At 39.7% G+C, this 22,417-nt stretch carries 18 protein-coding genes; 15 read left to right on the top strand and 3 right to left on the bottom strand.

What is annotated here, in order from left to right; translation table 11 throughout:
- Positions 1-12: 12 nt before the first annotated feature.
- From CPRO_RS03535 to CPRO_RS03590, 12 genes are all read left to right on the top strand, one after another.
- Complete coding sequence (locus CPRO_RS03535) at positions 13-456, top strand: NUDIX hydrolase (RefSeq protein WP_066047911.1); 444 nt, start codon at positions 13-15, stop codon at positions 454-456.
- 657 nt (positions 457-1,113) lie between these two features.
- Positions 1,114-1,440: a hypothetical protein gene (locus CPRO_RS03540; RefSeq protein ID WP_066047912.1), complete on the top strand. Its 327-nt coding sequence runs from the start codon at positions 1,114-1,116 to the stop codon at positions 1,438-1,440.
- Positions 1,427-3,421, top strand: coding sequence for a V-type ATP synthase subunit I (locus CPRO_RS03545; RefSeq protein ID WP_066047915.1), 1,995 nt, complete (start codon positions 1,427-1,429; stop codon positions 3,419-3,421). The genes CPRO_RS03540 and CPRO_RS03545 overlap by 14 nt, the downstream gene beginning before the upstream one ends.
- On the top strand, positions 3,414-3,899 hold the full coding sequence (locus CPRO_RS03550; protein WP_066047916.1) for a V-type ATP synthase subunit K: 486 nt from the start codon (positions 3,414-3,416) through the stop codon (positions 3,897-3,899). The genes CPRO_RS03545 and CPRO_RS03550 overlap by 8 nt, the downstream gene beginning before the upstream one ends.
- 30 nt (positions 3,900-3,929) lie before the next feature.
- Positions 3,930-4,490: a V-type ATP synthase subunit E gene (locus CPRO_RS03555; protein WP_066047917.1), complete on the top strand. Its 561-nt coding sequence runs from the start codon at positions 3,930-3,932 to the stop codon at positions 4,488-4,490.
- Between the two features lie 15 nt (positions 4,491-4,505).
- Complete coding sequence (locus tag CPRO_RS03560) at positions 4,506-5,483, top strand: V-type ATP synthase subunit C (RefSeq protein ID WP_066047921.1); 978 nt, start codon at positions 4,506-4,508, stop codon at positions 5,481-5,483.
- Positions 5,476-5,793 (top strand): V-type ATP synthase subunit F, encoded by a 318-nt coding sequence (locus CPRO_RS03565; protein ID WP_066047923.1) that lies wholly within the window; start codon positions 5,476-5,478, stop codon positions 5,791-5,793. Before CPRO_RS03560 ends, CPRO_RS03565 begins: the two co-directional genes overlap by 8 nt.
- A gap of 24 nt (positions 5,794-5,817) precedes the next feature.
- Positions 5,818-7,593: a V-type ATP synthase subunit A gene (locus CPRO_RS03570; RefSeq protein ID WP_066047925.1), complete on the top strand. Its 1,776-nt coding sequence runs from the start codon at positions 5,818-5,820 to the stop codon at positions 7,591-7,593.
- Entirely contained in the window at positions 7,590-8,966 is a 1,377-nt protein-coding gene (locus tag CPRO_RS03575) for a V-type ATP synthase subunit B (RefSeq protein WP_066047927.1), read from the top strand. The genes CPRO_RS03570 and CPRO_RS03575 overlap by 4 nt, the downstream gene beginning before the upstream one ends.
- A 6-nt stretch (positions 8,967-8,972) precedes the next feature.
- Positions 8,973-9,653, top strand: coding sequence for a V-type ATP synthase subunit D (locus CPRO_RS03580; RefSeq protein WP_066047931.1), 681 nt, complete (start codon positions 8,973-8,975; stop codon positions 9,651-9,653).
- Positions 9,654-10,171: 518 nt separating this feature from the next.
- Entirely contained in the window at positions 10,172-11,371 is a 1,200-nt protein-coding gene (locus CPRO_RS03585; RefSeq protein ID WP_066047933.1) for a pyridoxal phosphate-dependent aminotransferase, read from the top strand.
- Positions 11,372-11,667: 296 nt separating this feature from the next.
- Positions 11,668-12,144, top strand: coding sequence for a tetratricopeptide repeat protein (locus CPRO_RS03590; RefSeq protein WP_066047935.1), 477 nt, complete (start codon positions 11,668-11,670; stop codon positions 12,142-12,144).
- 77 nt (positions 12,145-12,221) lie between these two features.
- Here the strand turns inward: CPRO_RS03590 and CPRO_RS03595 are convergent, their stop codons facing one another.
- Complete coding sequence (locus CPRO_RS03595) at positions 12,222-12,986, bottom strand: alpha/beta hydrolase (RefSeq protein WP_066047937.1); 765 nt, start codon at positions 12,984-12,986, stop codon at positions 12,222-12,224.
- Between the two features lie 295 nt (positions 12,987-13,281).
- Positions 13,282-14,289, bottom strand: coding sequence for an aspartate--ammonia ligase (gene asnA / locus CPRO_RS03600; protein WP_066047939.1), 1,008 nt, complete (start codon positions 14,287-14,289; stop codon positions 13,282-13,284).
- 138 nt (positions 14,290-14,427) lie between these two features.
- On the opposite strand from asnA, the gene CPRO_RS03605 reads away from it, so the two are divergent.
- Positions 14,428-14,823 (top strand): BlaI/MecI/CopY family transcriptional regulator, encoded by a 396-nt coding sequence (locus tag CPRO_RS03605; protein ID WP_066047941.1) that lies wholly within the window; start codon positions 14,428-14,430, stop codon positions 14,821-14,823.
- The gene (locus tag CPRO_RS03610) at positions 14,823-17,240 is read left to right on the top strand and encodes a M56 family metallopeptidase (protein ID WP_066047943.1); all 2,418 of its coding nucleotides are present in this window, start codon (positions 14,823-14,825) and stop codon (positions 17,238-17,240) included. The genes CPRO_RS03605 and CPRO_RS03610 overlap by 1 nt, the downstream gene beginning before the upstream one ends.
- 491 nt (positions 17,241-17,731) lie before the next feature.
- On the opposite strand, the gene CPRO_RS03615 is transcribed toward CPRO_RS03610, so the two are convergent.
- Entirely contained in the window at positions 17,732-20,035 is a 2,304-nt protein-coding gene (locus CPRO_RS03615; RefSeq protein WP_066047945.1) for a SpoIID/LytB domain-containing protein, read from the bottom strand.
- Positions 20,036-20,756: 721 nt separating this feature from the next.
- Here CPRO_RS03615 and ilvB point away from each other — a divergent pair.
- Entirely contained in the window at positions 20,757-22,415 is a 1,659-nt protein-coding gene (ilvB, locus tag CPRO_RS03620; RefSeq protein ID WP_066047947.1) for a biosynthetic-type acetolactate synthase large subunit, read from the top strand.
- The last annotated feature ends 2 nt before the right edge of the window (positions 22,416-22,417 follow it).

Here is a 22,417-nt window from a genome sequence, read left to right on the forward strand (position 1 = left end):
GGAGGTGACCCTATGAAAAGAGACTTTGCAATTGCTGTAAAAGCAGTTATTGTGAAAGATGAGAAAGTTTTAGTTTTATCCAGATCTCAGGACGAGATGAATTGCAGTTACATGAATAACAAGCAAAAATGGGATTTACCTGGGGGCGGACTGCACTTCTACGAGCATGCTCAAGATGGTCTGTGCCGAGAAATTAAAGAGGAAACCAACTTAGAGGTTTTTGTGGGGGAGCCTGTTTCTCTTTTTGATGTGATTAAAAATCATATCCATTTATGCATTTTTACATATGCCTGTCGCTGGAAAGGGGGTAGTGTTGCATTAAGTGAAGAGCATGATGCTTTTGTTTGGATGACTAAGGAGGAAGTGACTTTAAGCGCACTACCTAATTGGATGAAAAGAGATTTGCTTCGGGCTTTGGATAGAGATAAAAATGTACAAAAGGGAGAGATTGAGTAGGCTTAGCGGGGGTGTCTGGGCTTATTTTTTTACAGCTAGACAAGTTCAATGATGAAAATTTAAGATTCTTTAGAATTGAATGAAATATATTTCATTGTCTGACTGTCAAAAAGACGAAAAAAAATAAAAAAATATAGATTTTTGCACAAAAAAAGTTCGATTTGTATGTTAAAAAGTCACAATACCCTGAATTTACCAGTGTTAAAAATGCCAATTAAAAACTTTGGGTACTAATAAATTGCATGCAAACTACCGTTCGCAAAGCCTGTAAAACTCAACACGAGGGTATAAAATGAAAAAAGATACTGATTTTAATTTAACAATTATTAAAAGCCACGATAAAATATTACTGTATTGTCGAGATGTAATGGGTTATTGACAATACAAGGCAAATAATTTATTATTTACACTGAGGTATGTTTTAGATTTAATACATACTAAGTGAAACCATAAAAACTTTGTAATTTGGTGTGTTTCCGCTCATGAAAAGGTCTGTTTTTCATATTTTTATGAAAAATAGGTCTGAAATTTTAGGTAGAACTTCTTCTTTTTTTGTATTAAGTAGTGTTATAACTTTAACAAAAGAGGTTCGCTTCCTAACAGAAATGCATACTATACAATTTGCATGGCGAATTGTAAACAAGAGAGGTGATGGTAATGGCTCATGAGATCCTGAGGAGCATCGTAGAGGCTGAAGAACGAGCTGGTCAGATCGTAACGCAGGCCACAGAAGACGCGGAAGCTTTGAAAAAGGATGCGCAGAAACAAAGAGAAGTGCTATTGCAGCAGGTTCAGCAGCAAGGAAAAGAACTGATGCAGCTTGTTGCGAAACAAGCAGAGGATGAAAGTCGCGTCGAAATCCAGAACATTCAAAAGAATACGGAAACAGTTTGTTTGCAAATTAAAGAGCAGGCAGCACAAAAGAAAGAAGAAGCTGTTCAAGCGGTAATTGGAAGGGTTGTGGGAGTGTATGGCAGTCGTTGAGATGCGAAAGCTTACTGTCATTGGTTTAAATAGTGGCCGAACCCCCTTTATTCATGAGCTGATGCATTTGGGTGTTGTTGAAATCAACTCTCAGGAAGGCACGGTAAATGATGAAGAGTGGATGCCTGATATTTTTAGAACCAGTAACAGTGCGGATGTTTCCCGTTTGGAGGCTGATATTGCCCGTGTCAGCACCGCATTAGAGGCCATTAACCGCTATGATCCACGAAAAAAGCCTTTGTTTCAGGTTCGAGAGGAAATTGACCGAGGAGAGTTTGTCAATCACATGAACCGAATCAAAACAGAAACAGAAATGAACGTGGATACGGCGGTTATGTGTTATAAACAAATTGCGGATGGGCAAAATGAAGTCAATCGTTTAAAGGGCATGATTGCTGGGCTGAAACCTTGGGAAGGCATGGATATCCCTTTAGAAATGAAGGAAACAAAATATTCTGCAGTAATTTATGGAACAGTTGGCGTTAAAACAAAGTATGAAAGCTTATTGCAGACCGTATTGGAGAAAGTATCCTCAGCAGTAGTACAACAGGTAAGTGCGGATACACAGCAGATTTACATTTCTATTATCTGTTTGAAAGAGGAGCGGGAGCAAGTCTATGAAGCTCTTAGAGAGTTTGCTTTTAACCCAGTTTCTTTTGCAGAGCATAAGGGAACGCCGAGGGAAGCGATGAAGCAATATGAAACACAAGTGGAAGAAAATCGACAGAGAATTTTTGCCAAAGAGGCTATTTTAAGTGAATTATCTGTGTCAAGAAGCAATATTGAATTCCTTTATGATAGCTTGAATATGCGCCGTGATCGAGCAAAAATCGTTGGGGATATGCTTAGTACTGAAATGGTATTTTACTTTGACGGTTGGGTACCTAAAAAGGCACAGGCAGAGGTTGAGGCGCTTTTACAAAAATATGAATTTTATTATAATATGAGTGAGCCTGAACCAGAAGATGAGGTTCCTGTCTGTCTAAATAACGGGGGATTTTCAACTCCTTTTGAGGCAGTTACAAATATGTATAGCTTGCCCACAAGACATGATATTGACCCTACAGCGTTATTGGCACCATTTTATTTTATATTTTTTGGTATGATGCTGAGCGATGCGGCTTATGGCATTATTATGGCAGTAGGGTGTTGGATTATATTAAAGAAGTACAAATTGGAAGGCATGACTTATCGAATGATAAAAATGTTCTTCTACTGTGGCATTTCTACTTTCATGTGGGGTGCTCTTTTTGGAGGGTGGTTTGGTGATTTCTTCACGGTGGCGGCAAAAACGCTATTTGATGCAGATTTCGTAATTAAGCCAATATGGTTTGATCCATTGACAGAACCCATGAAATTATTAATTTTCTCCCTTATCCTTGGCGCAATTCATTTGTTCGTGGGGATGGGAATACAGGCTTATATGCTGATTCGGGATGGTCATCCCTTTGATGCATTATTTGACATTGGTTTTTGGTACGTATTATTAATCGGTTTGGTACTGTTTGGGATTGGTGATAGTATTTCCCCTGTAACAGTCACAATCGGTGAGGGAATGGCTATTGTGGGTGCGGTAGGAATCCTGTTAACCGGCGGGAGAAGCAAAAAAGGTATTTTCGGTAAAATTACAGGCGGTCTTGGCAGCCTTTACGGAATTACCAGTTATTTATCTGATGTTCTTTCCTACTCCAGACTTCTTGCGTTAGGTTTGGCGACGGGTGTTGTTGCGAAGGTAATTAACACCTTAGGCTCCTTGGCAGGCGGCGGAATAAAGGGCGCAATTATTTTGCTGATAGCGTTTGTATTTGGAACCATATTCAATATTGCAATCAATGCTCTGGGCGCATTTGTGCATTCTTGTAGATTGCAGTATGTGGAATTCTTTGGAAAATTTTATACAGGCGGCGGCAGACCGTTTGCACCTTTTGAAAGAAGAACAAAATATATCAAGATACTCAAGGAGGAGAAGAATAATGGTTGAGAGTTTATTCAGCGGTGAATTTTTAGCGTTGTCAGGTGCAGCAATTGCTGCTCTTGCGGGTATAGGAAGTGCAATTGGTGTTGGTGTTGCTGGTGAAGCAGCAGCAGGCGTTGTTTCCGAAGATCCTAATAAATTTGGTCAGGTTTTGTTATTACAGGCTTTACCCGGTACACAGGGTATTTACGGCTTGCTCATTGCTTTCTTGGTAATGGTTAAGGTAGGTCTTTTGGGTGGCAGCGGCATGGTTGAATTAACAATGATTCAAGGCGCAGGTATTTTTGCGGCATCCTTGCCAATTGGCCTTGTAGGTATTTTCTCCGGTATTGCTCAGGGTAAAGCGGCTGCAGCTGGCATTATGCTGGTTGGTAAAAAGCCAAGTGAGTTAGCAAAAGGTATGCTTTTCGCAGCGATGGTAGAAACATATGCAGTTTTGGCTTTGCTCGTTTCCTTCCTGATGCTCAACAGCATCCAGGTATGATAAACTTGAAAGAAAAGGAGGCGCACTCCTATGAATGACGGTAAAATTATCATCGATAAAATCATAGAGAAGGCAGAAGCGGAAGCAACGGCAATCAAAGAGAAAGCCAATTTGGAAGTGGAAGCAATTTTAAAGGCAGCAGAAGAAAAAGCAAAGCGTGAAAGCGATATTTTGAAAAAAAATGCAGAGACTGAGGCAGAAAAGATAAAGGCAAAGGCTATTTCGGGTGCAGAGCTGCAAGGGAAAATTACAGTTTTGCAGGAAAAGCAAGGTATTATTGAGGACATTATTGCTGAAGCCAAGAAGAGGTTGGAAACTTTACCAGATGCCCAGTACGCAGAAACAGTAGGCAATATGCTTGCCAAATTAGATAAGGAAATCGGTAAAGAAATTATTGTTTCGAAAGGGGATAGAGAGCGCTTAGCCTCTGTTATTGAGGAAAAAGGATTTGTCCTTTCTGAACAAAGCAGGGAACTTGACGGTGGGTTTATTGTGAGAAATGGAGATATTGAATATAATTATTCTTTTGAGTCCATTATCACGGTGGAGCAAGAAGAGATTAGACAAATAGCAGCAAAAATTTTGTTTTAAGGAGGGGGATTCTTGATGTCAAAAAATAAGATTTACCCTTTCGCTGTGGCTAGTGTCCGTTCTATGGAAAACTCCTTGATGACAAAGCAAAAGCTAATGCAGATGGCAGATGCAAAAACTGCCGAAGAGGCCCTTCGCATATTGTCTGACAGCGCTTACGGAAAAACGCAGATTAAAGGCGTTTACGAATTTGAAAAAATGATTGGAAATCATCTAGAGGAAACCTATCAGGCTGTAGCCGGTTTAATTCCTCAGGAAACATTGATTGATATTTTCCTTTATAAAAATGACTACCATAATATCAAGGTTCTTTTGAAGGAAGAGGTTTCCAAGGTAAGTGGCAAGAAGTTTTTAATTTTGGGCGGAACGATCCCTATAGAAACACTGCGTAAGAATTTGCGGGAAAGAAACTATACGGAGCTGCCCAACATAAACGGGGAGGCTGTAGAAGAGGCTATTAGTATGTATGCCAAAACCCGTAACGGAAGATATATTGACACCATTCTGGATAGGGCTTGCTTTTCTACTATGGAAAAAGCAGCAGCGAAACTTGGTAATATCTATGTTTCCAAATATGTTCAGATGCTGGCAGATATCACAAATTTGAAAACCCTTTATCGGGTGAAAAAAATGGATAGAGAGTTTCAAGTTTTAGAGGAAAGCTTTGTACCCGGGGGGAGTATAAGCTTAGAGCTGATTTCCAGAGCATTCCGTAGTGATTCTTTGGTGGCAGTTTTAAAGGAGACGCCGTATGGCTTGCTCTGTGAGAAGTATATGGATCAAGGGTTTACGGCTTTTGAAAAAGCTTGTGATGATTACCTGATGGAGTATATTAAGGATGCAAAATATAAGACCTTGACTCCTGAACCGGTTATGGCGTTTATATTGGCGAAAGAAACCGAAGCGAAATGTATTCGTATCATCATGACTTGTAAGATGCATAGCATTGATCCGGCCATTATTAAAGAAAGGGTGAGAGAGACTTATGTCTAAAGTTGGAATTATTGGCGATAAGGACAGCATTTTGGGCTTTCTCGCTCTTGGAATTGACATTTTCCCTGCTTACAATGCAGAGGAGGTAAAAAAGACAATTCATAAACTGGCAGAAAAGGACTATGCGATTATTTATATCACAGAGCAGGCTAGTTTAATGGCGAAGGAAAGCATTGCAAAGTACAAGGATTTTGAATTACCCGCCATAATTGTGATTCCGGGTGTTGGTGGAAGCATGGGTCTGGGTATGAACGAAGTAAGAGAATCGGCAAAACGTGCGATTGGTGCGGATATATTGTTTAGTGAATAAATACGATTGTAGGTGAATGAGCATATGAAAACAGGCACGATAGTAAAGGTGTCGGGTCCGTTGGTAATAGCGGAGGGCATGAGAGACGCCAATATGTTTGACGTGGTGCGTGTATCAGAGAAACACCTTATTGGTGAAATTATCGAAATGCACGGAGATAAAGCATCCATACAGGTTTACGAGGAAACATCAGGTCTTGGACCTGGCGAGGAAGTTGTATCTACAGGGATGCCAATGAGCGTTGAATTGGGCCCCGGCTTGATTTCCACCATTTATGACGGAATTCAGCGTCCTCTGGAAAAGCTGTTTGAAGCCAGCGGAACAAACATTCAAAAGGGCATTGAAGTTAAGTCCTTAGATCGCGATAAAAAATGGAAGTTTGAGCCAACAGCGCAAAACGGCGAAGCAGTTGAAGCTGGCGATGTGATTGGTATTGTGAATGAAACAGCGGTTGTAGTTTGTAAAATTATGGTTCCTTTTGGTTTGAAGGGAACAATTAAAGAAATTTATGTAGGCGAATTTACGGTGGAAGAGACCGTTTGCATTATTACCGATGAAAAAGGTAAGGATGTTTCCGTAAGCATGATGCAAAAATGGCCCGTTCGTCGTGAAAGACCATATAAAGTGAAAAAATCTCCTGATTCCTTGTTGGTAACAGGACAGCGTGTTGTAGATACATTTTTCCCTATCACAAAGGGTGGAGTTGCTGCAATTCCCGGGCCTTTCGGCAGCGGTAAAACAGTTACACAGCATCAGCTGGCAAAATGGGCGGATGCAGACATCGTTGTTTATATCGGCTGCGGCGAGCGTGGTAACGAAATGACTGACGTTTTATGTGAGTTTCCTGAGCTGAAAGATCCCCGTACGGGTGAATCCTTGATGCAAAGAACCGTTTTGATTGCGAATACCTCCGATATGCCTGTTGCGGCTCGTGAGGCTTCCATTTATACAGGAATTACCATTGCGGAATTCTTCCGCGATATGGGTTATAACGTTGCACTGATGGCGGACTCCACTTCTCGTTGGGCGGAAGCACTGCGTGAAATGAGCGGTCGTTTGGAAGAAATGCCAGGTGAAGAAGGCTACCCTGCTTACTTGGGTTCTCGTTTGGCGCAGTTCTATGAAAGAGCGGGCCGCGTTGTATCCTTGGGTAAGGAAGAAAGAATTGGTACACTGACAGCAATCGGTGCAGTATCCCCTCCCGGTGGTGATACTTCCGAACCTGTATCTCAGGCTACCTTACGTATTGTTAAGGTGTTCTGGGGTCTTGATGCATCCTTGGCCTATAAGCGCCATTTCCCTGCAATTAACTGGTTATCAAGCTACTCCTTGTATCAGGACAGAGTGGACGAATGGGCAGATATCAATGTACATCCCGATTTTTCTGAGCATCGCACCGAAGCGATGAGACTTTTGCAAACAGAGGCTGAATTACAGGAAATCGTTCAGCTGGTTGGCGTTGACTCCTTGTCTCACGGTGATAGATTGATTCTGGAAACAGCTCGTTCTATCCGCGAGGACTTCTTGCATCAAAACTCTTTCCATGAGGTAGATACCTATACATCTTTGCATAAGCAGTATAGAATGTTAAAATTGATTTTGACCTTCTATCACGAAGCACAGGCTGCAATTAAGGCGGGTGTTCATATTCAGAAAATCACAAAGCTGAATGTAATTGAGCGTATCGGCCGTGCAAAGTATACGGAAGAAGTAAACGTAGATAAGAGCTACGATGAAATCGAAAATGATATTAAAGCCGAAATCAATGATTTAATCAGTAAGGGGGCAGATGAATTATGATAAAGGAATATAGATCGATTCAAGAAGTTGCCGGTCCCCTTATGCTCGTAACAGGTGTTGATGGCGTAAAATATGATGAGTTAGGCGAAATCGAATTATCAAGCGGTGAAGTTAGAAGATGTAAGGTTCTGGAAGTAAACGGTGATACAGCGCTGGTACAGTTATTCGAGAGTGCTACGGGAATTAATCTTGCGGAAAGCAAGGTGCGTTTCTTAGGCAAAAGTTTGGATTTTGGCGTATCCCCCGATATCTTAGGGCGCGTATTCAGCGGTATGGGTAAACCTATTGATGGCGGCCCTCAAATTATCCCAGAAAAACGTTTGGATATTAACGGTGCACCTATTAATCCTGCAGCAAGAGAGTATCCAGCGGAATTTATTCAAACTGGTGTTTCTGCTATTGACGGTTTGAACACTTTGGTTCGTGGTCAAAAGCTTCCCATTTTCTCCGGTTCAGGCTTGCCACATGCCAACTTGGCGGTTCAAATTGCTCGTCAGGCAAAGGTTCGTGGTACAGATTCCAAGTTCGCCGTAGTATTTGCGGCTATTGGTATTACCTTTGAGGATGCAGAATTCTTTATCAATGACTTTAAGGCAACTGGTGCAATTGATCGTTCTGTTGTATTTGTAAACCTTGCAAATGACCCTGCGGTTGAACGTGTTTGTACCCCTCGTATGGCATTAACTGCTGCGGAATATTTGGCTTTTGAACAAGGGATGCACGTTTTGGTTATCTTAACGGATATTACAAACTATGCAGAGGCTCTTCGTGAAGTATCTGCGGCAAAGAAGGAAGTTCCCGGTCGTCGTGGTTACCCGGGCTACCTATATACTGACCTTGCAACCATGTATGAACGTGCTGGGCGTATGAAGGGAAAAGAAGGATCTATTACAATGATCCCTATTTTGACCATGCCTGAAGATGATAAGACCCATCCTATCCCTGACTTAACAGGATATATTACGGAAGGTCAGATTATCTTAAGCCGTGATCTTTATAAAAAAGGCATTCAGCCTCCAATCAACGTTTTGCCATCCCTTTCTCGTTTGAAGGATAAGGGTATTGGTAAAGGCAAAACAAGAGAGGATCATGCCGATACCATGAACCAGTTGTTTGCGGCTTACTCTCGTGGTAAGGATGCAAAAGAACTGATGGCAATTTTGGGTGAATCTGCATTGTCCGATACAGACTTGATTTATGCTAAGTTTGCAGATGAATTTGAAAAAACATATGTATCTCAAGGTTTTAGAACTGATAGAACCATAGAACAGACATTGGAAACCGGATGGAACTTGCTTCGTATGCTGCCAAAGAGTGAATTGAAGCGTATTCGTGACGAATATCTGGAAAAATATTTAGCAGACGGGGAGTGATGAGTCGTGGCTAGATTGAATGTCAATCCTACCCGTATGGAAATGTCCAGATTAAAGCAATTGCTGAAGACAGCGACTAGAGGTCATAAGCTGCTGAAGGATAAACTGGATGAGCTGATGAAGCAGTTCTTGAATATCGTACGGGAAAATAAGCGCCTTCGTGAAGAAGCAGAGGCGGCTTTGGAAAATGCTTATAAAGACTTTATTATAGCCAGAGCAGTTTTAAGCGAAAGTGTTTTGGGAGAATCTTTAATGATTCCTCAGCAATCCGTTGCTGTAAAGGTTACAAAAAAGAATATTATGAGTGTTAATGTACCTGTTTTTGATTTCCAAGCAGAAGAGAGCAGTGGGGATATTTATCCCTATGGACTTGCTTTTTCATCAGGAGAATTAGACAGTGCAATGCTTTCTTTTTCTAATGCAATGGAGCCTTTATTGCGTTTGGCGGAAAGTGAAAAAACTGCTCAGCTTTTGGCCCAGGAAATTGAACGCACCCGTCGTCGTGTAAATGCCTTAGAAAACGTTATGATTCCAAACTATCAGGAGACAATTAAATATATTACCATGAAGCTGGAAGAAAACGAACGTGCAGGTACAACACGATTAATGAAAGTGAAAGATATGGTATTGAAAAAAGCCTTGGAAGAAAAGAAAAAGCTTGAGAACAAAGGCGAAATTATTTCATAAAAGGGGAGCTCCATGTATAAATTGCATGGGGCTTTTTTGCAGAGAAAAAGACATTTTTTCAAATTTATGCAGAAGTCTCCATGGAAAAAAATAAAACAATTTTTTTTGTGAAAGTTTAATTGAAGAGTTTTCTTCATAATTTGTTAAAAAAGACGATTAAACCTTCATTCTAAGGTAGTAAGCTTGTTAAAATGAAAAATAATAATAGAAAAAAGAAAAATACAGTATTTTTATCAATAATTTTATTCCCGGTAATAGAAAATCCGTACTAAAAACAACCAAAAATTCTAAATATTGTAGAAAAATTCACTATAACTATTGTTTTTATTGCGAAAAGTGGTATACTGAAAATGCAATTAGGTAGGTAATTAGCGGGCATTGTGGGATTATTGAACAATAAATGAATTTTATTTCATTATTTTAGTTCGAATAAAATAATTGCTAATGTATACTGCCTAAAAAATAACACATAATATCATATTATAATGATGAAAATGATGAAGGAGAAGTGAAAAACAATGAAATTATCTGACAGAGTACAAGCGATGCAGAATTCCCCTATCAGAAAATTTAATCCTATGGCTGCAGAAGCTAAGGCACAGGGAACAAAGATTTATCATCTGAATATCGGACAGCCTGATATCGTAACACCTTCTGTATTTATGGAATCAATCAAAGGATTTGACCAAAAGGTTCTCGCTTACGCTGAATCTCCCGGACTTCCTGAATTACAGGATTCTATCATTGATTACTTTAAAACCTTTGATATGAGTTTAGACAGAAAAGACATCTTAATCACTAGTGGTGGTTCCGAAGCTTTGACTTTGGTATTCTTGTCTTTGATTAATCCTGGCGATGAAGTAATTGTTGCTGAACCTTACTACACAAACTATTTGACATTCATTCAGGCTGCTGATGGTGTAATTAAACCTGTTACAACCTACGCTGAAGATGGTTACAAATATGCTTACATGGATAGATTGGAAGCAGCTGTAACAGAAAAAACAAAAATGATTTCTATCGTTAACCCTGGTAACCCTACAGGTTGCATTCTTTCCAGAGAAGACATGAGAGTTATTTGTGACTTCGCAAAGAAGCATGACCTTTGGATTTTGGCTGACGAAGTTTACAGAGAATTTGCATATGACGGCAGAGAAATGACATCCTTTGGTCAGTACGAAGATGTAGCTGACAGAGTTATCATCATTGACTCCATCTCCAAGAGATTCTCCGCTTGTGGTGCTCGTATTGGTTGCTTAATCTCCAAGAATGCAGATCTTATGGCTAACGTTATGAAGATTGCTATGGGTAGACTTTGCTGCCCTACATTGGAAATGGTTGGCGCAACTGCTCTTTATAAATTAGATCCTGCTTTCTTCTCTGAAGTTAGAGCTGAATACGAAAAAAGAAGAAACGTTTCTTACGAAGCACTCAAGAAAATCCCCGGCGTTGTTTGCGAACAGCCTGGTGGTGCTTTCTATATCACTTGCAAGATGCCTGTTGAAAATACAGAAGACTTGTTAGTATTCTTATTGAAAGAATTCAGAGAAAACAACGAAACAGTTATGTATGCTCCTGCTGAAGGTTTCTATGCTACACCTGGCTTGGGTAAAAACGAACTGCGTATCGCTTATATCTTGAATGCAGAAGATATGGCAAGAGGTATCGAGCTGTTAGGCAAAGGTATCGAAGCTTATAAGGCTGCAGGCCACAAATAAGATATACTTTTACGAAATCTTAAAACACCCCTTAATGGGGTGTTTTTTTATATTCTATTTTCCCATGAAAGGGTAATTACAATCGGAATCCCTAGGTAAAGATTAGCATAGGTAGAGATAAGAAGGTGGTGGCATCTAATAACATGTTTGTCTACTGCATATTTCGAAGCTTGTGATTCTTTCAAAAATTATGCTTTTATCTACATCCAAACGCCTATCTTTATTGTATTTTTTCAATGTTTTTAGAACGACGAATTTTGTCCCTGCATATACTTTAAGAGCAGGGGGTGATGGGATTGAGTTCCATCGGTGTTTATTTGACAATAGAAAATGAAGAAGGGCTTTCTCAGTGTTTGGAGCGTATCAGTCCTTTGGCGGATGCAATCATACTTTTAGACCAAAGGGGAGAGGAAATGGAGCAGCGTGCACAGCGTGCCAGAGAGCTCATGGCTCGTTTGCGTGGAAAGGAGATTGAAGACGAAGGATTTCAATTGTTATTAACCTGCGCCCAAGAGGATGCGCCATCATTGGAAGTATGTATAAGTTTAGGGGAATACTTCTATAAAAAGCATGTTTGGAAGCAGGCAATTTTTTGGTTTGAGAATACGCTCCGACTGGATGGTGGAGAAATCAGTTTTGTATGTCTACGTCTAGGGACTTGTTATGGCGAGCTTGGTCAATGGGAAAGTGCTGCTAAGTATATGAAACTAGCAGAGATATTTGAAAACGCTGGTGCAGAGGCGGTACTGGCAGATAGCACTACTGATGAATAATTCAGGATTAAAATGGAATAGAACCAGAATGAAAAAGCCACCATTATTGATTTCAGGTGGCTTTTTGTGACAGTGCATTATTTATGCAAGAAATTTTCGCTGATTCTAACAAAGGTATCCAGATTCGAAAGCATGGCAGGTTGACCGCCTTTTTCGAAGAGGAACATTTCGCCGTGACCGATTTTTTTAATCAAGTTGGAATAGGTCTTTTCAAAGTAATTTACATTCAGTTCTAATACAAATTCATCCTCTTTACTCCCCGTTAAAAGAATAGGAGGGACAAAATCCTCTAGAGATTTATGAAAAAACTTACCAATTTCTCGAGAATGTTTTTCTATGGCTTGCGTATCGCAATCCACAACCTTTTCCCAGTCATCACCATGCATGGAGATATAAAAACCCCTTATTTCATTAGCTTTCTTGGAAAGCTCCCGTTGTTCACCGATGGTTTCTGTAAATGCTTGAAGTGGATTTTCTCCTTCAAAGCTATCAGCTATGACTTTATGAATAAGTTTGGGGCGCTCTAAGGCTACGTTGATGGCCACTAAAGCCCCACCGCTACTACCAATGAGACTTACATTGTTATAGTTTTTTTCCTCAAGAAAAGCAATAACCTGCTGTGCTTCGTAGAACCATAAGTCTGCGGGGAATTCAAGAATTCTTTCGGATTTTCCATGGCCTAAAAAATCAATTAGAATTACTGTATGGTTTTCCATAAATTTTATTGCAGCTTCCTCAAACATTGCAGAGGATGCAGTATTTCCGTGGAGCAGTAATAATGGTTCTCCATGGCCCAGTTCCTGATAGTAAACCTGCTTATTTTCAAAAGTAAAATATGACATGTGTGTGCCTCCTAATATTTATTTTAACTGATGTTAAACGCCCCTATTTTTGAGAGTGAAACTCAAGAAATGTGTTCAGTCACAGGAGAAATTTGGACTGAACAGAAAGGCGGGAGAATAACAACTGTGATAGATATTGATTTTTCATTATCTAAAAATAATTAGCAAGGCAATGAAATTGTTGCCTTGCTTAGTTATTTACTTTTATCCACATGTTTTCACCTCCCAGCGTATTTCTTACAAATAAAGCGGAAACTTTTAATTAGTTTCCGCTCAGTTTCATTTGTCTATTTAATTACAAAAGTACAATTCCTGCTTCTTTGCAAGCATCAATGGTTTCCTGATCCCAAATGGAGGATTGTACCTCGCCAATATGAGCTTTACCTAAAAGCAGCATGCATAAGCGAGATTGTCCGATACCGCCGCCGATGGTAGAGGGAAGCTTGCCCTCCAGCAACATTTTATGAAAAGGAAGTTCACGACGGTCGTCGCAGTTTGCTTTACGCAATTGTTCATCCATAGCTTCTGGGTCAACACGAATGCCCATGGAGGAAATTTCAAAAGCACAATCTAAAACAGGATTGTAAAACAGGATATCTCCGTTTAATTTCCAATCATCATAGTCTGGTGCACGACCATCATGGGGCTTACCGGACTTTAAAACATCCCCAATCTGCATGATAAAGACAGTTTTATGCTCTTTTGCAATAGCATTCTCTCTTTCCTTTGGTGTAAGATCGGGATATTTATCTTCTAATTCTTGAGAAGTGATGAAGGTTACTTCTCTGCAAAGCTCTGTGGTGATACGAGGGTATTTTTGCTTTATTACATCTAAGGTATCACAAATGCTGATTACGATGCCCTGCACGGTATATTTCAATTCTTGCACGTTTCTCTTTTCGGCGGTAATTACCTTTTCCCAATCCCACTGATCAACATAAATAGAGTGCAAATTGTCCAGAACCTCATCGCGGCGGATTGCATTCATATTTGTGTAGATACCTTTGCCCGGATGGAAATCATAACGATGCAAAGCCATTCTTTTCCATTTTGCTAAGGAATGAACCACCTCAGCCGTAACGCCTGTTGCAGGAACTTCAAAGCTAACGGGACGTTCCACGCCATTTAAGTTATCATTCAAGCCTGTTTGTGCATCCACAAACAAGGGTGCGGACACTCTTTTCAGATTTAAATTTTGAGAAAGATTTTCTTCAAAGGTATTATGGATCATACCGATTGCGTTTTGTGTTTCATATAAAGTAAGCGCGGACGCATAGCCCTTAGGAATAAAAGTTTTACCCATAAATAATCCTCATTTCATAGTATTTTTACTTGTTTAAGAATAACACAGTGGCATTGTAAATTCAAGTAAAATGATACTTGACAAGGAACTCCTACAATTGTATTATATAAACAACATACAAATGTAGGAGTTGATAGCATGAAAAAAACAGAAGAAATTTCTCGCTTACCAGATACGGAACTAGAAATTATGAAAGTCATATGGAACGGTGAAAAAATTCTTTCAACAGCAGAAATTAAGGAGCGATTAGAGGTAAGGCGCTCATGGAATATTTCTGCTTTACAAACTTTGCTGAATCGTCTGATTGAACGAGGATTTTTGCAATCTTATAAAGAAGGGAAAAACCGTTTTTATATTGCTAGTGTTGAAGAGACAACCTATTTGGCACTGGAAAACAAGCTATTCCTAAATAAGGTGAATAACAATTCTCTTACAAAATTAGTTGCCTCGTTATATGACAGTCGTGCTATTTCTGAAAATGATTTAGATGAGCTGGCTGCGTATATTCGTAACAAAACAGGGGGCGAGACTTAATGTTTTTGTTCCAAAGTGTTATAAAAATTTCTATGTTTTCTTCTATTGCAATCATTGCTTTAGGCGTTCTGACACGTTTTATTGGGAAGCAATATGGGGTGAAATGGAGATATTTTGTTTGGCTTATCATTGGATTGAGACTGATTGTGCCCATTGATATCACTTTACCTAGACCAGTTGTGGAAATACCCGGGATACAGACAAAAGCAGAGACTACATACCCATTAAAGACTATTCCACTGGAAATGAATAAAATAAGTGGTTCCTCCTTTACTGTAGATAGTATTCAGGGGCAAAGTGCTGAGAACAAAGAAATTCAGCCCATTGAAACGACGGACGTTTCAATGGGCATGAGAGGCATACTGGATAAGATTTGGATTTTCTGGATTTTTGGCATGTTTATTTATTTTCTATATCAGAGCGTTAAATATGAAAGATTTCTAAGAGATCTAAATAGAAACAGCCGTAGTATTAGAGATGCACAGGTACTGGAAGTATATTATGATGCTTGCCAAGAGATGTGTATGAAACAAAGACCAGAAATTTTTTATTGTGGTGTATTACCCAGTCCTCTTTGCACAGGTTTTTTTCGTAAGAGAATATATTTAAACCATGAAGAGTATGATAAAAACCAGTTGCGATATATCTTAAAGCATGAACTGGTACATTGTAAAAGACAAGATATTTGGTATAAAAGTGTGTTGGTGATTGGAAAAGGGATACATTTTTTTAATCCTTTTGTGTATTGGATGGGGCGGTTAGCGGAACAGGATTTAGAATATTCTTGTGATACCTTGGTTTTGGAAAAGTGTTCTTTGACACAACGTCAGGATTATGGATTGACTATTTTAAGCAGCATCCGAAGGGGAGGACAAACAAATCCATTTTCAACAGCATTTAACGGGGGGAAGGAAGCTTTAAAAGTGCGCATTGACTATATTTTTGATATGGGAAAAAAGAAAAGGGGAATACCGCTTTTTATATCTTTGCTTTTCATTGTTTGGTTTGGAACAGCGTTTGTGGGTTGTGGAAAGATTCAGGAGAATCAAGGGGAAGAAGAAATAGTTGACTCAGTGGCAATGCTGTATGAATGCAAGCTTGACTATATTGGCAATCATGTGGGAGTTGGGGCAATTCTTAGCAAATTAACGTTACCGGAAGGCATCCGTCCCAGTAATGAGGGAATTGAGTTGTTCACCAAAGAAGAACCTTATGGAGCAAGACAGTATTTGATTTTGGAGAAAGGTAAGGAAATTTCTAAAGATGGTTGGTTTGAGCGGGATGCTATGATTTTTTTGGCTTTGGTAGAGAATGCATCTTTCTTTGAGTATGCCATTACTGATGCAAATGGAGAGGAGCAAATTCTCCATTTTGACCGAGAAGATGGTGCAAAATATTTCGGTGAGACAGATTTACGCAGTATGGTCATTGATATAGACACGTTCCGTAATTTTATGAAAGAATTGGATCAACTGTTCTTAGCAGGGGATGAAGATTATTTTTTAAACAAAATTCGATGCAGTTCATTGCTAGAAGAAATTGTGAATGAAATGGGTGACACCTTTTCCTACGAAGCATTACGCGAGAATATGAAATATGAAGAATTGCTAAAGCTTGGAGATGGTGCTTTGGCGGAACTACTGACTCGATTCAGTAAGGATCAGCCTGCAGATACCAGGGGATATATCATGATGGCGGCTTGTTTGAAGCTTTTAAATACCCCAGATGCTACAATTCCCAATTTACTGAAAGAAATGAAACCGGGTCAGTGGTTTGAGGCATATTGCGCATTGGACTCCGTTGCGTTAGAACCCTTTGTTTACGATGAAGAACGCTATGGAGAAGATCTAGAAAAGCGCGGAATGGTATCTATGAAGAGTAAGACACAGCAGGGCTTGATTACGAGACATAGTGATGTAATGAAAGCTGTGTATACTGCAATGATAGCACGTTATTCTGAAGATATAGACAATCGACAGGTGCAAATAGTTGCTCCTTTGATTAGCCATATCTCTCAAGAGAAGGATAAACTCTCTGTTTATGCAGTTATTGGTTCCAGTCGATATTCTTTCCTACGGACACCAAACTTAGGGAGTCAGCTTATTGAGAGTGGTGGAAGCTGTATCCCTTCTCGATTGGATTTTCAATGGAAGAGTAATGGCTGGGCTTTGGTGGAATGGATAGAGGCAAAGGATGGCTCTTATTATGTTCCATCTATTGAAGAAATGTGCAAAGGCGTCGATGGTGTTGCAAAAGATTTGATTTCTTATGACCAGCGGGAGATGCAGATGCTGCAGATGCAAAACCTTATATTTTATTTGAATGGTAAAAAGGATATTACAGTATATAACGTTACATATATGGACCAAAAGGATGTACAAGAGGTTCAAAAATATATTCCATATGTACAGGGTTAAAAAACTAATCTTTCTTTCTCTAATTAAATAAATTTGTATTTATGTTCTTTATGATACATAGACTAGTCACTATCACTGACTTCCCCTAGGTTATAAATAAATTCCAACCTAGGGGAAGTCAGTTTTTTTAGGGCAAATATGCTAATAAATGGATAGATTGTATAATGGTATGCAGAAGGGGAGTGGGGGTGCCCTAACATTCCAAAAGATACTGTGTAGAATGGAAAAAGTGTGAACTAAAAAAAGGAAGTATGACGCTTGTATTTATATGCTATAGTTGTTATTCACAACTTCGTTTTGGGCATTGTCTATTTAATAAAGTTAATAAAGCCCATAAAAGAGTTATCTAAAAAACTGGAACTAAGTTTGAGAAAAAGATGCGAAAGACGAGCAGAGTTAAACCAGAAGATAGGAATAATAGACATCAAGGGCTGAAGGTTCTCAAGAATCCTTCAGCCCTAGTATTTATTAAAGGCAGGTTTATACAGTGTTTACATTACCTTTTCTACAGTCGTACCGGGGAAATATTTTTGTATGATTTCTTCTCCCTTTAGCCCCTGGGCAGCCAGTTCCTTGGCACCATATTGGCTTAAACCTACGCCGTGACCACAACCACCGCCATACAGGGCAATTCCCGTCAGCACTCCCTCGCTATTTTTCATTTCTTTTATTGCAAAAAATGCACTGGGAAGCATAATTTGTCCTGTCAGTGTTCCACCACTGATTCTTTGAAGATTAATGGTTTCTCCGATGGTCAGTTTTGTTGGAGAAAGGACTTTACGAATGGCATTTTCCGTAAATACTTGCACAGCACCGTTTTCAAAATTCATTTCCAACACTTTAATAATACCGCCATCTCCTCGTTCTGCAACAGATATTCCAATTAATTTTCCTAACCCTTTTGGAGGTTCTGCTTTCCAACTGCCATCGTTTTGCTTTACCTTAATCAATGCTCCATTGGAAGCGGAAATATTTGCAAAAGTTTTTTCTGTTATTTCGCCAAGCTGTCCAGCGCTATAATATACTTTCCATCGATACCAAGCAGAGGATTTATCATACCCATCCATTTGCCAATTTTGCCAAAAAGCAAGCCATTCCTCTTCCGTTTTTGGCACTTCCTGGGTTACTCCGTAGGCTTGCCCTTGCAAATAGGTTTTGCTATTTCCACTGAAGGTAGCATCTGCTGACCATACATCAGTGTCCTTGGCTCCGTATCCGCATGAGGTAGAGTAGAAGTACGTTTGTGCCACCCGATCACCAGCGACAACACACATACCTGCTGTTGCCGATACTGCTTTTTCAGCTTCAGGTGCAGTATCCGAGCCCATGAAAACCTGACTGGCAACTGTATCTGTTACATGGGCACCATAGTGACCATATGCATTGGCATAGAACTGATTATAGGCATAGCTTCTGGCACAAATAGCTTGTGCTTCTAAAGCAGCCTGACCGAATCTTACCGGCATTTCATAAGGAACTACACCCAAGAGATACTCTTCCATAGGCAATTCATTTATAATTGCAATTTTATCTCCAATGCGTTCCATTTCGATTAGACCGGAATAGGCTCTTTCTTCTCCGCCATTGAAGGTCATACGAACCTTCCCTGAGACAGTCACAATGCCGTGGTCAAACCAAGCCAGATCTGCTGTAAGGGTGGCTGTTCCAGAACTGAAGTCTTTTTCTCCTACACCGTTAGATAGGGAGAAGCCTTCTGCACCTTTTATGGTAACCGATTCTTGCAATCCGCCGCCTAGTAGCACGCGAATCTTTTCGGGAACAACATCTTTCTGAATCACAGCTCCCATAATTGTATCATCCAAAACATAAAAATCTGCCAAATCGGTACCACAGATTAGGGCATTTTGATTAAGGCATGATAAATCCTGTCCATAAACACGGAAGTTTTCTGACCACTGCATCTTTCCTTTGCTACTTAAGTATATTTCTTTATTATCTACTCTTTTTATCACTTCGCCGCTAAGTTTTGTGCCTTCTCTAACGGATGCTTTACCATTTTCAATGGTCACATTGCAAAGTCCCGGTTCAAAATCTGTTCCTTCAAAATTATAAGCTTTTTCGCCAGCACCGGTTACAATAATTTGATTGCCTTCTTTCCTGCAATAAATATTTTGGATGGTAGGGGTAACCTCATCTACGGAGAGTAATCCAATGATTTCACCGTCTTTTTGCCAAAATGAAATTTTTTCGTCGATATAAGCTGTCAGGTTGTACCCATCTGACCCATAAATCCCCCCATCAAAAAGATTTTCTTCACCATTTGTAAATAGAACCTGGGTTTCTTTTTTGATTCCATAGGAAAATATGCTATCTTCACCTCGCCTTGACATCAAGGCCTTTTCGAAAAGCTGTGTCCAGAGGCTATAGGCAACTGCCATCTCTTTATTGTCATCCGTTAAGACCATTCGTTTTTCATAATCAGGAGCCACACGATCCATTAGAATTTGAGCTTCCCAAAGCAATAAATCATCATTGGGGCGGAACCCTTCTCCGTCGCCGGAAAAGAAATTAAGTTCCACAGCGGCATTAATATAGGGATATGCCCAATCATCCTTTGCCACATCGGGAAAAGAAGTATCTTGAGGTAAATTTTTAATCTCTTGGGGTGTGTAAAAAGCCAAAGCCAGCATTTTTGCTGCCTGCCCCCTAGTGATGGGGATATCATCCCCGATGGCTCCTTGTGCCGCTTGGCCTTTCGGCTCAGTAGGGGGTGCTCCGCTGCATCCTCCTAATAAAAGACCTATTGCTAGTATCCATATCAATAACCGTTTCATTGGTATCACGCTCCCGTCAGACTTTGTACAAGTTTATGCTTTTAAAACAAAAAAAGAACAGGCTGTTTTTACATATGATTTCATTTTCGTAACAAACGTTATGCAGAAAGAATGGTTTTTCTTTCTATTTCTGAGAAATTAATTGATTTTTCAGATCTTTTTTTAAAAATAAAATTGAGCCATATAACCTTTTGAGTATGATAGATTATATTTTTCTAATTAAAATCTCAAAAAATCTATAATTTTAAAAAATAAAAAAATGTAAAAAATGTTATATTCTGAGTTAAAAAATAAAAAAATTGAATTTATTTTTGCAAAATGTATAGGAATTAGTGCACAAAGAAAAATGTATGAAAATAAAAACATACAGCACATTAACAAAAATTCTTTCTCGTGAAAAAAAGATCAAAAATTTGTATTGACAAAAATACAATTAAGCTTTAAACTTCCAATAACAAATTTAAACGGAAAGGAGATCATCGTATGCATAACTTTAGTCAGTCTGTTAACTACATTATTATTAGCCTCATTAACCTCGTCCTTGTCATTCTCGGTGAGGTTATTTGTGCTGGTAAAAAGTGGTTGACTGCTGATAAAGTTCATTTGATTAAGATTGCATGAGATGAAATCCTAAATCAAAGGCTGTACAGTGCATCCACTGTACAGCCTTTTTGCTTGATAAAAATTTGTTTATAAAAAATCTATGTAAGGAGGAATAAGAATGGAGCTAAGCGGCTGCCAGATATTAATAGAAACCCTTATTGAACAGGGTGTTACTACGCTATTCGGTTACCCGGGAGGGACAGTGCTCAGCATTTACGATGAGCTCTACAAAAACAGACATCGTATCAATCATGTACTGACAGCCCATGAGCAAGGTGCAGCCCATGCAGCAGACGGTTATAGTCGTGCTAGCGGTCAGGTTGGCGTTTGTGTCGCAACCTCAGGGCCAGGAGCCACAAACCTGATGACAGGGCTTGCTACAGCAAAAGCGGATTCCATTCCCATGGTTGCAATTACAGGAAATGTGCCAATGGAGCTAATTGGTTCCGATAGTTTCCAAGAGGTAGATACTTTTGGCTTATCTATTCCTGTAACAAAGCATAGCTTTCGCGTTGATAACGTAGAAACCCTTGCAGAAACAGTTAGAGAAGCATTTCGACTTGCTAAAAGCGGGCGTCCCGGTCCTGTACTGGTGGATATCCCGAAAAATATACAGTTAGATAAAACCGAGTATGCACCTAAAGGTATTGCGGAAAAATTAACAGACTCTAAGCCTGATACAGCTTTATTAGATCAGGCGGTGAAGATGATAAACGAAAGTAAAAGCCCTGTAATATATTGCGGTGGCGGTGTAATAAACGCAAACTGCTCGGAAATTATAACGAAGCTGATTGAAAAAACTGATGCCTTTATGGTTTGCAGTATGATGGGCTTGACGGCAATGGATAACTGTCATCCCAAGTATCTAGGAATGAGTGGGATGCACGGCAGGTTTGCTGCAACGAAAGCCATCAGCGAATGTGATTTGGTTATTGCGGCAGGGGTTCGCTTTACAGACAGAGCCACGGGAAACAGAAGCAAGTTTGCTCCAAAGGCTAAAATTATACATTTGGACGTTGACTCGGCTGAGCATGGCAAAAATATTGACGCTACACTTCAAATTTCCGGAGACTTATATTTTGCACTGTGCTACATAAACTCAAAGCTGGAGCCTCAAAAGCACCCAGAGTGGGAAGAAGAAGTAAGGGGCTATAAAAACAAAACAAAAGAAGTTTCTCTGCCAAAAGGCTATTTATTACCAGGACAGGTGATTGGTGCTGTGAATTGCAGAGCTACACCTGAAACAAATATCGCTACCGATGTTGGTCAACATCAAATGTGGGTTGCCCAATACTATAACTTTAAAAAACCGAGAACCTTACAAACCAGTGGTGGTTTAGGCACAATGGGTTACGGAATGGGCGCTGCCATCGGAGCTGCAATGGCAACAGGAAATAAAACAGTACTTTTTACCGGGGATGGAAGCTTTGGCATGAACTTAAATGAATTGGCAACGGCTGTTTCTCAAGAACTTCCCCTTATCATTGTTGTTCTAAACAACGGGGTGCTGGGAATGATACGACAATGGCAGAATCTTTTCTTCGAAAATCATTTTATGTCCAGTAACTTAGAGCGTAAGACTGATTTTGTAAAGCTGGCGGAGGCCTTTGGTGCAACAGGCTTACGTGCCGCAAACCTAGAGGAATTAGACAAAGCCATGGACAAAGCCTTTGCCTTAAACAACCCAGTATTAATTGATTGCTTGATTCCCGACGAAGAAAATGTATTCCCCATGGTACCGCCAAACGGTTCCATGGACGACATTATTTTGAAATGAGG

Origin of the sequence: Anaerotignum propionicum DSM 1682 (genome assembly GCF_001561955.1) — a bacterium.
Taxonomy (GTDB): domain Bacteria; phylum Bacillota; class Clostridia; order Lachnospirales; family Anaerotignaceae; genus Chakrabartyella; species Chakrabartyella propionicum.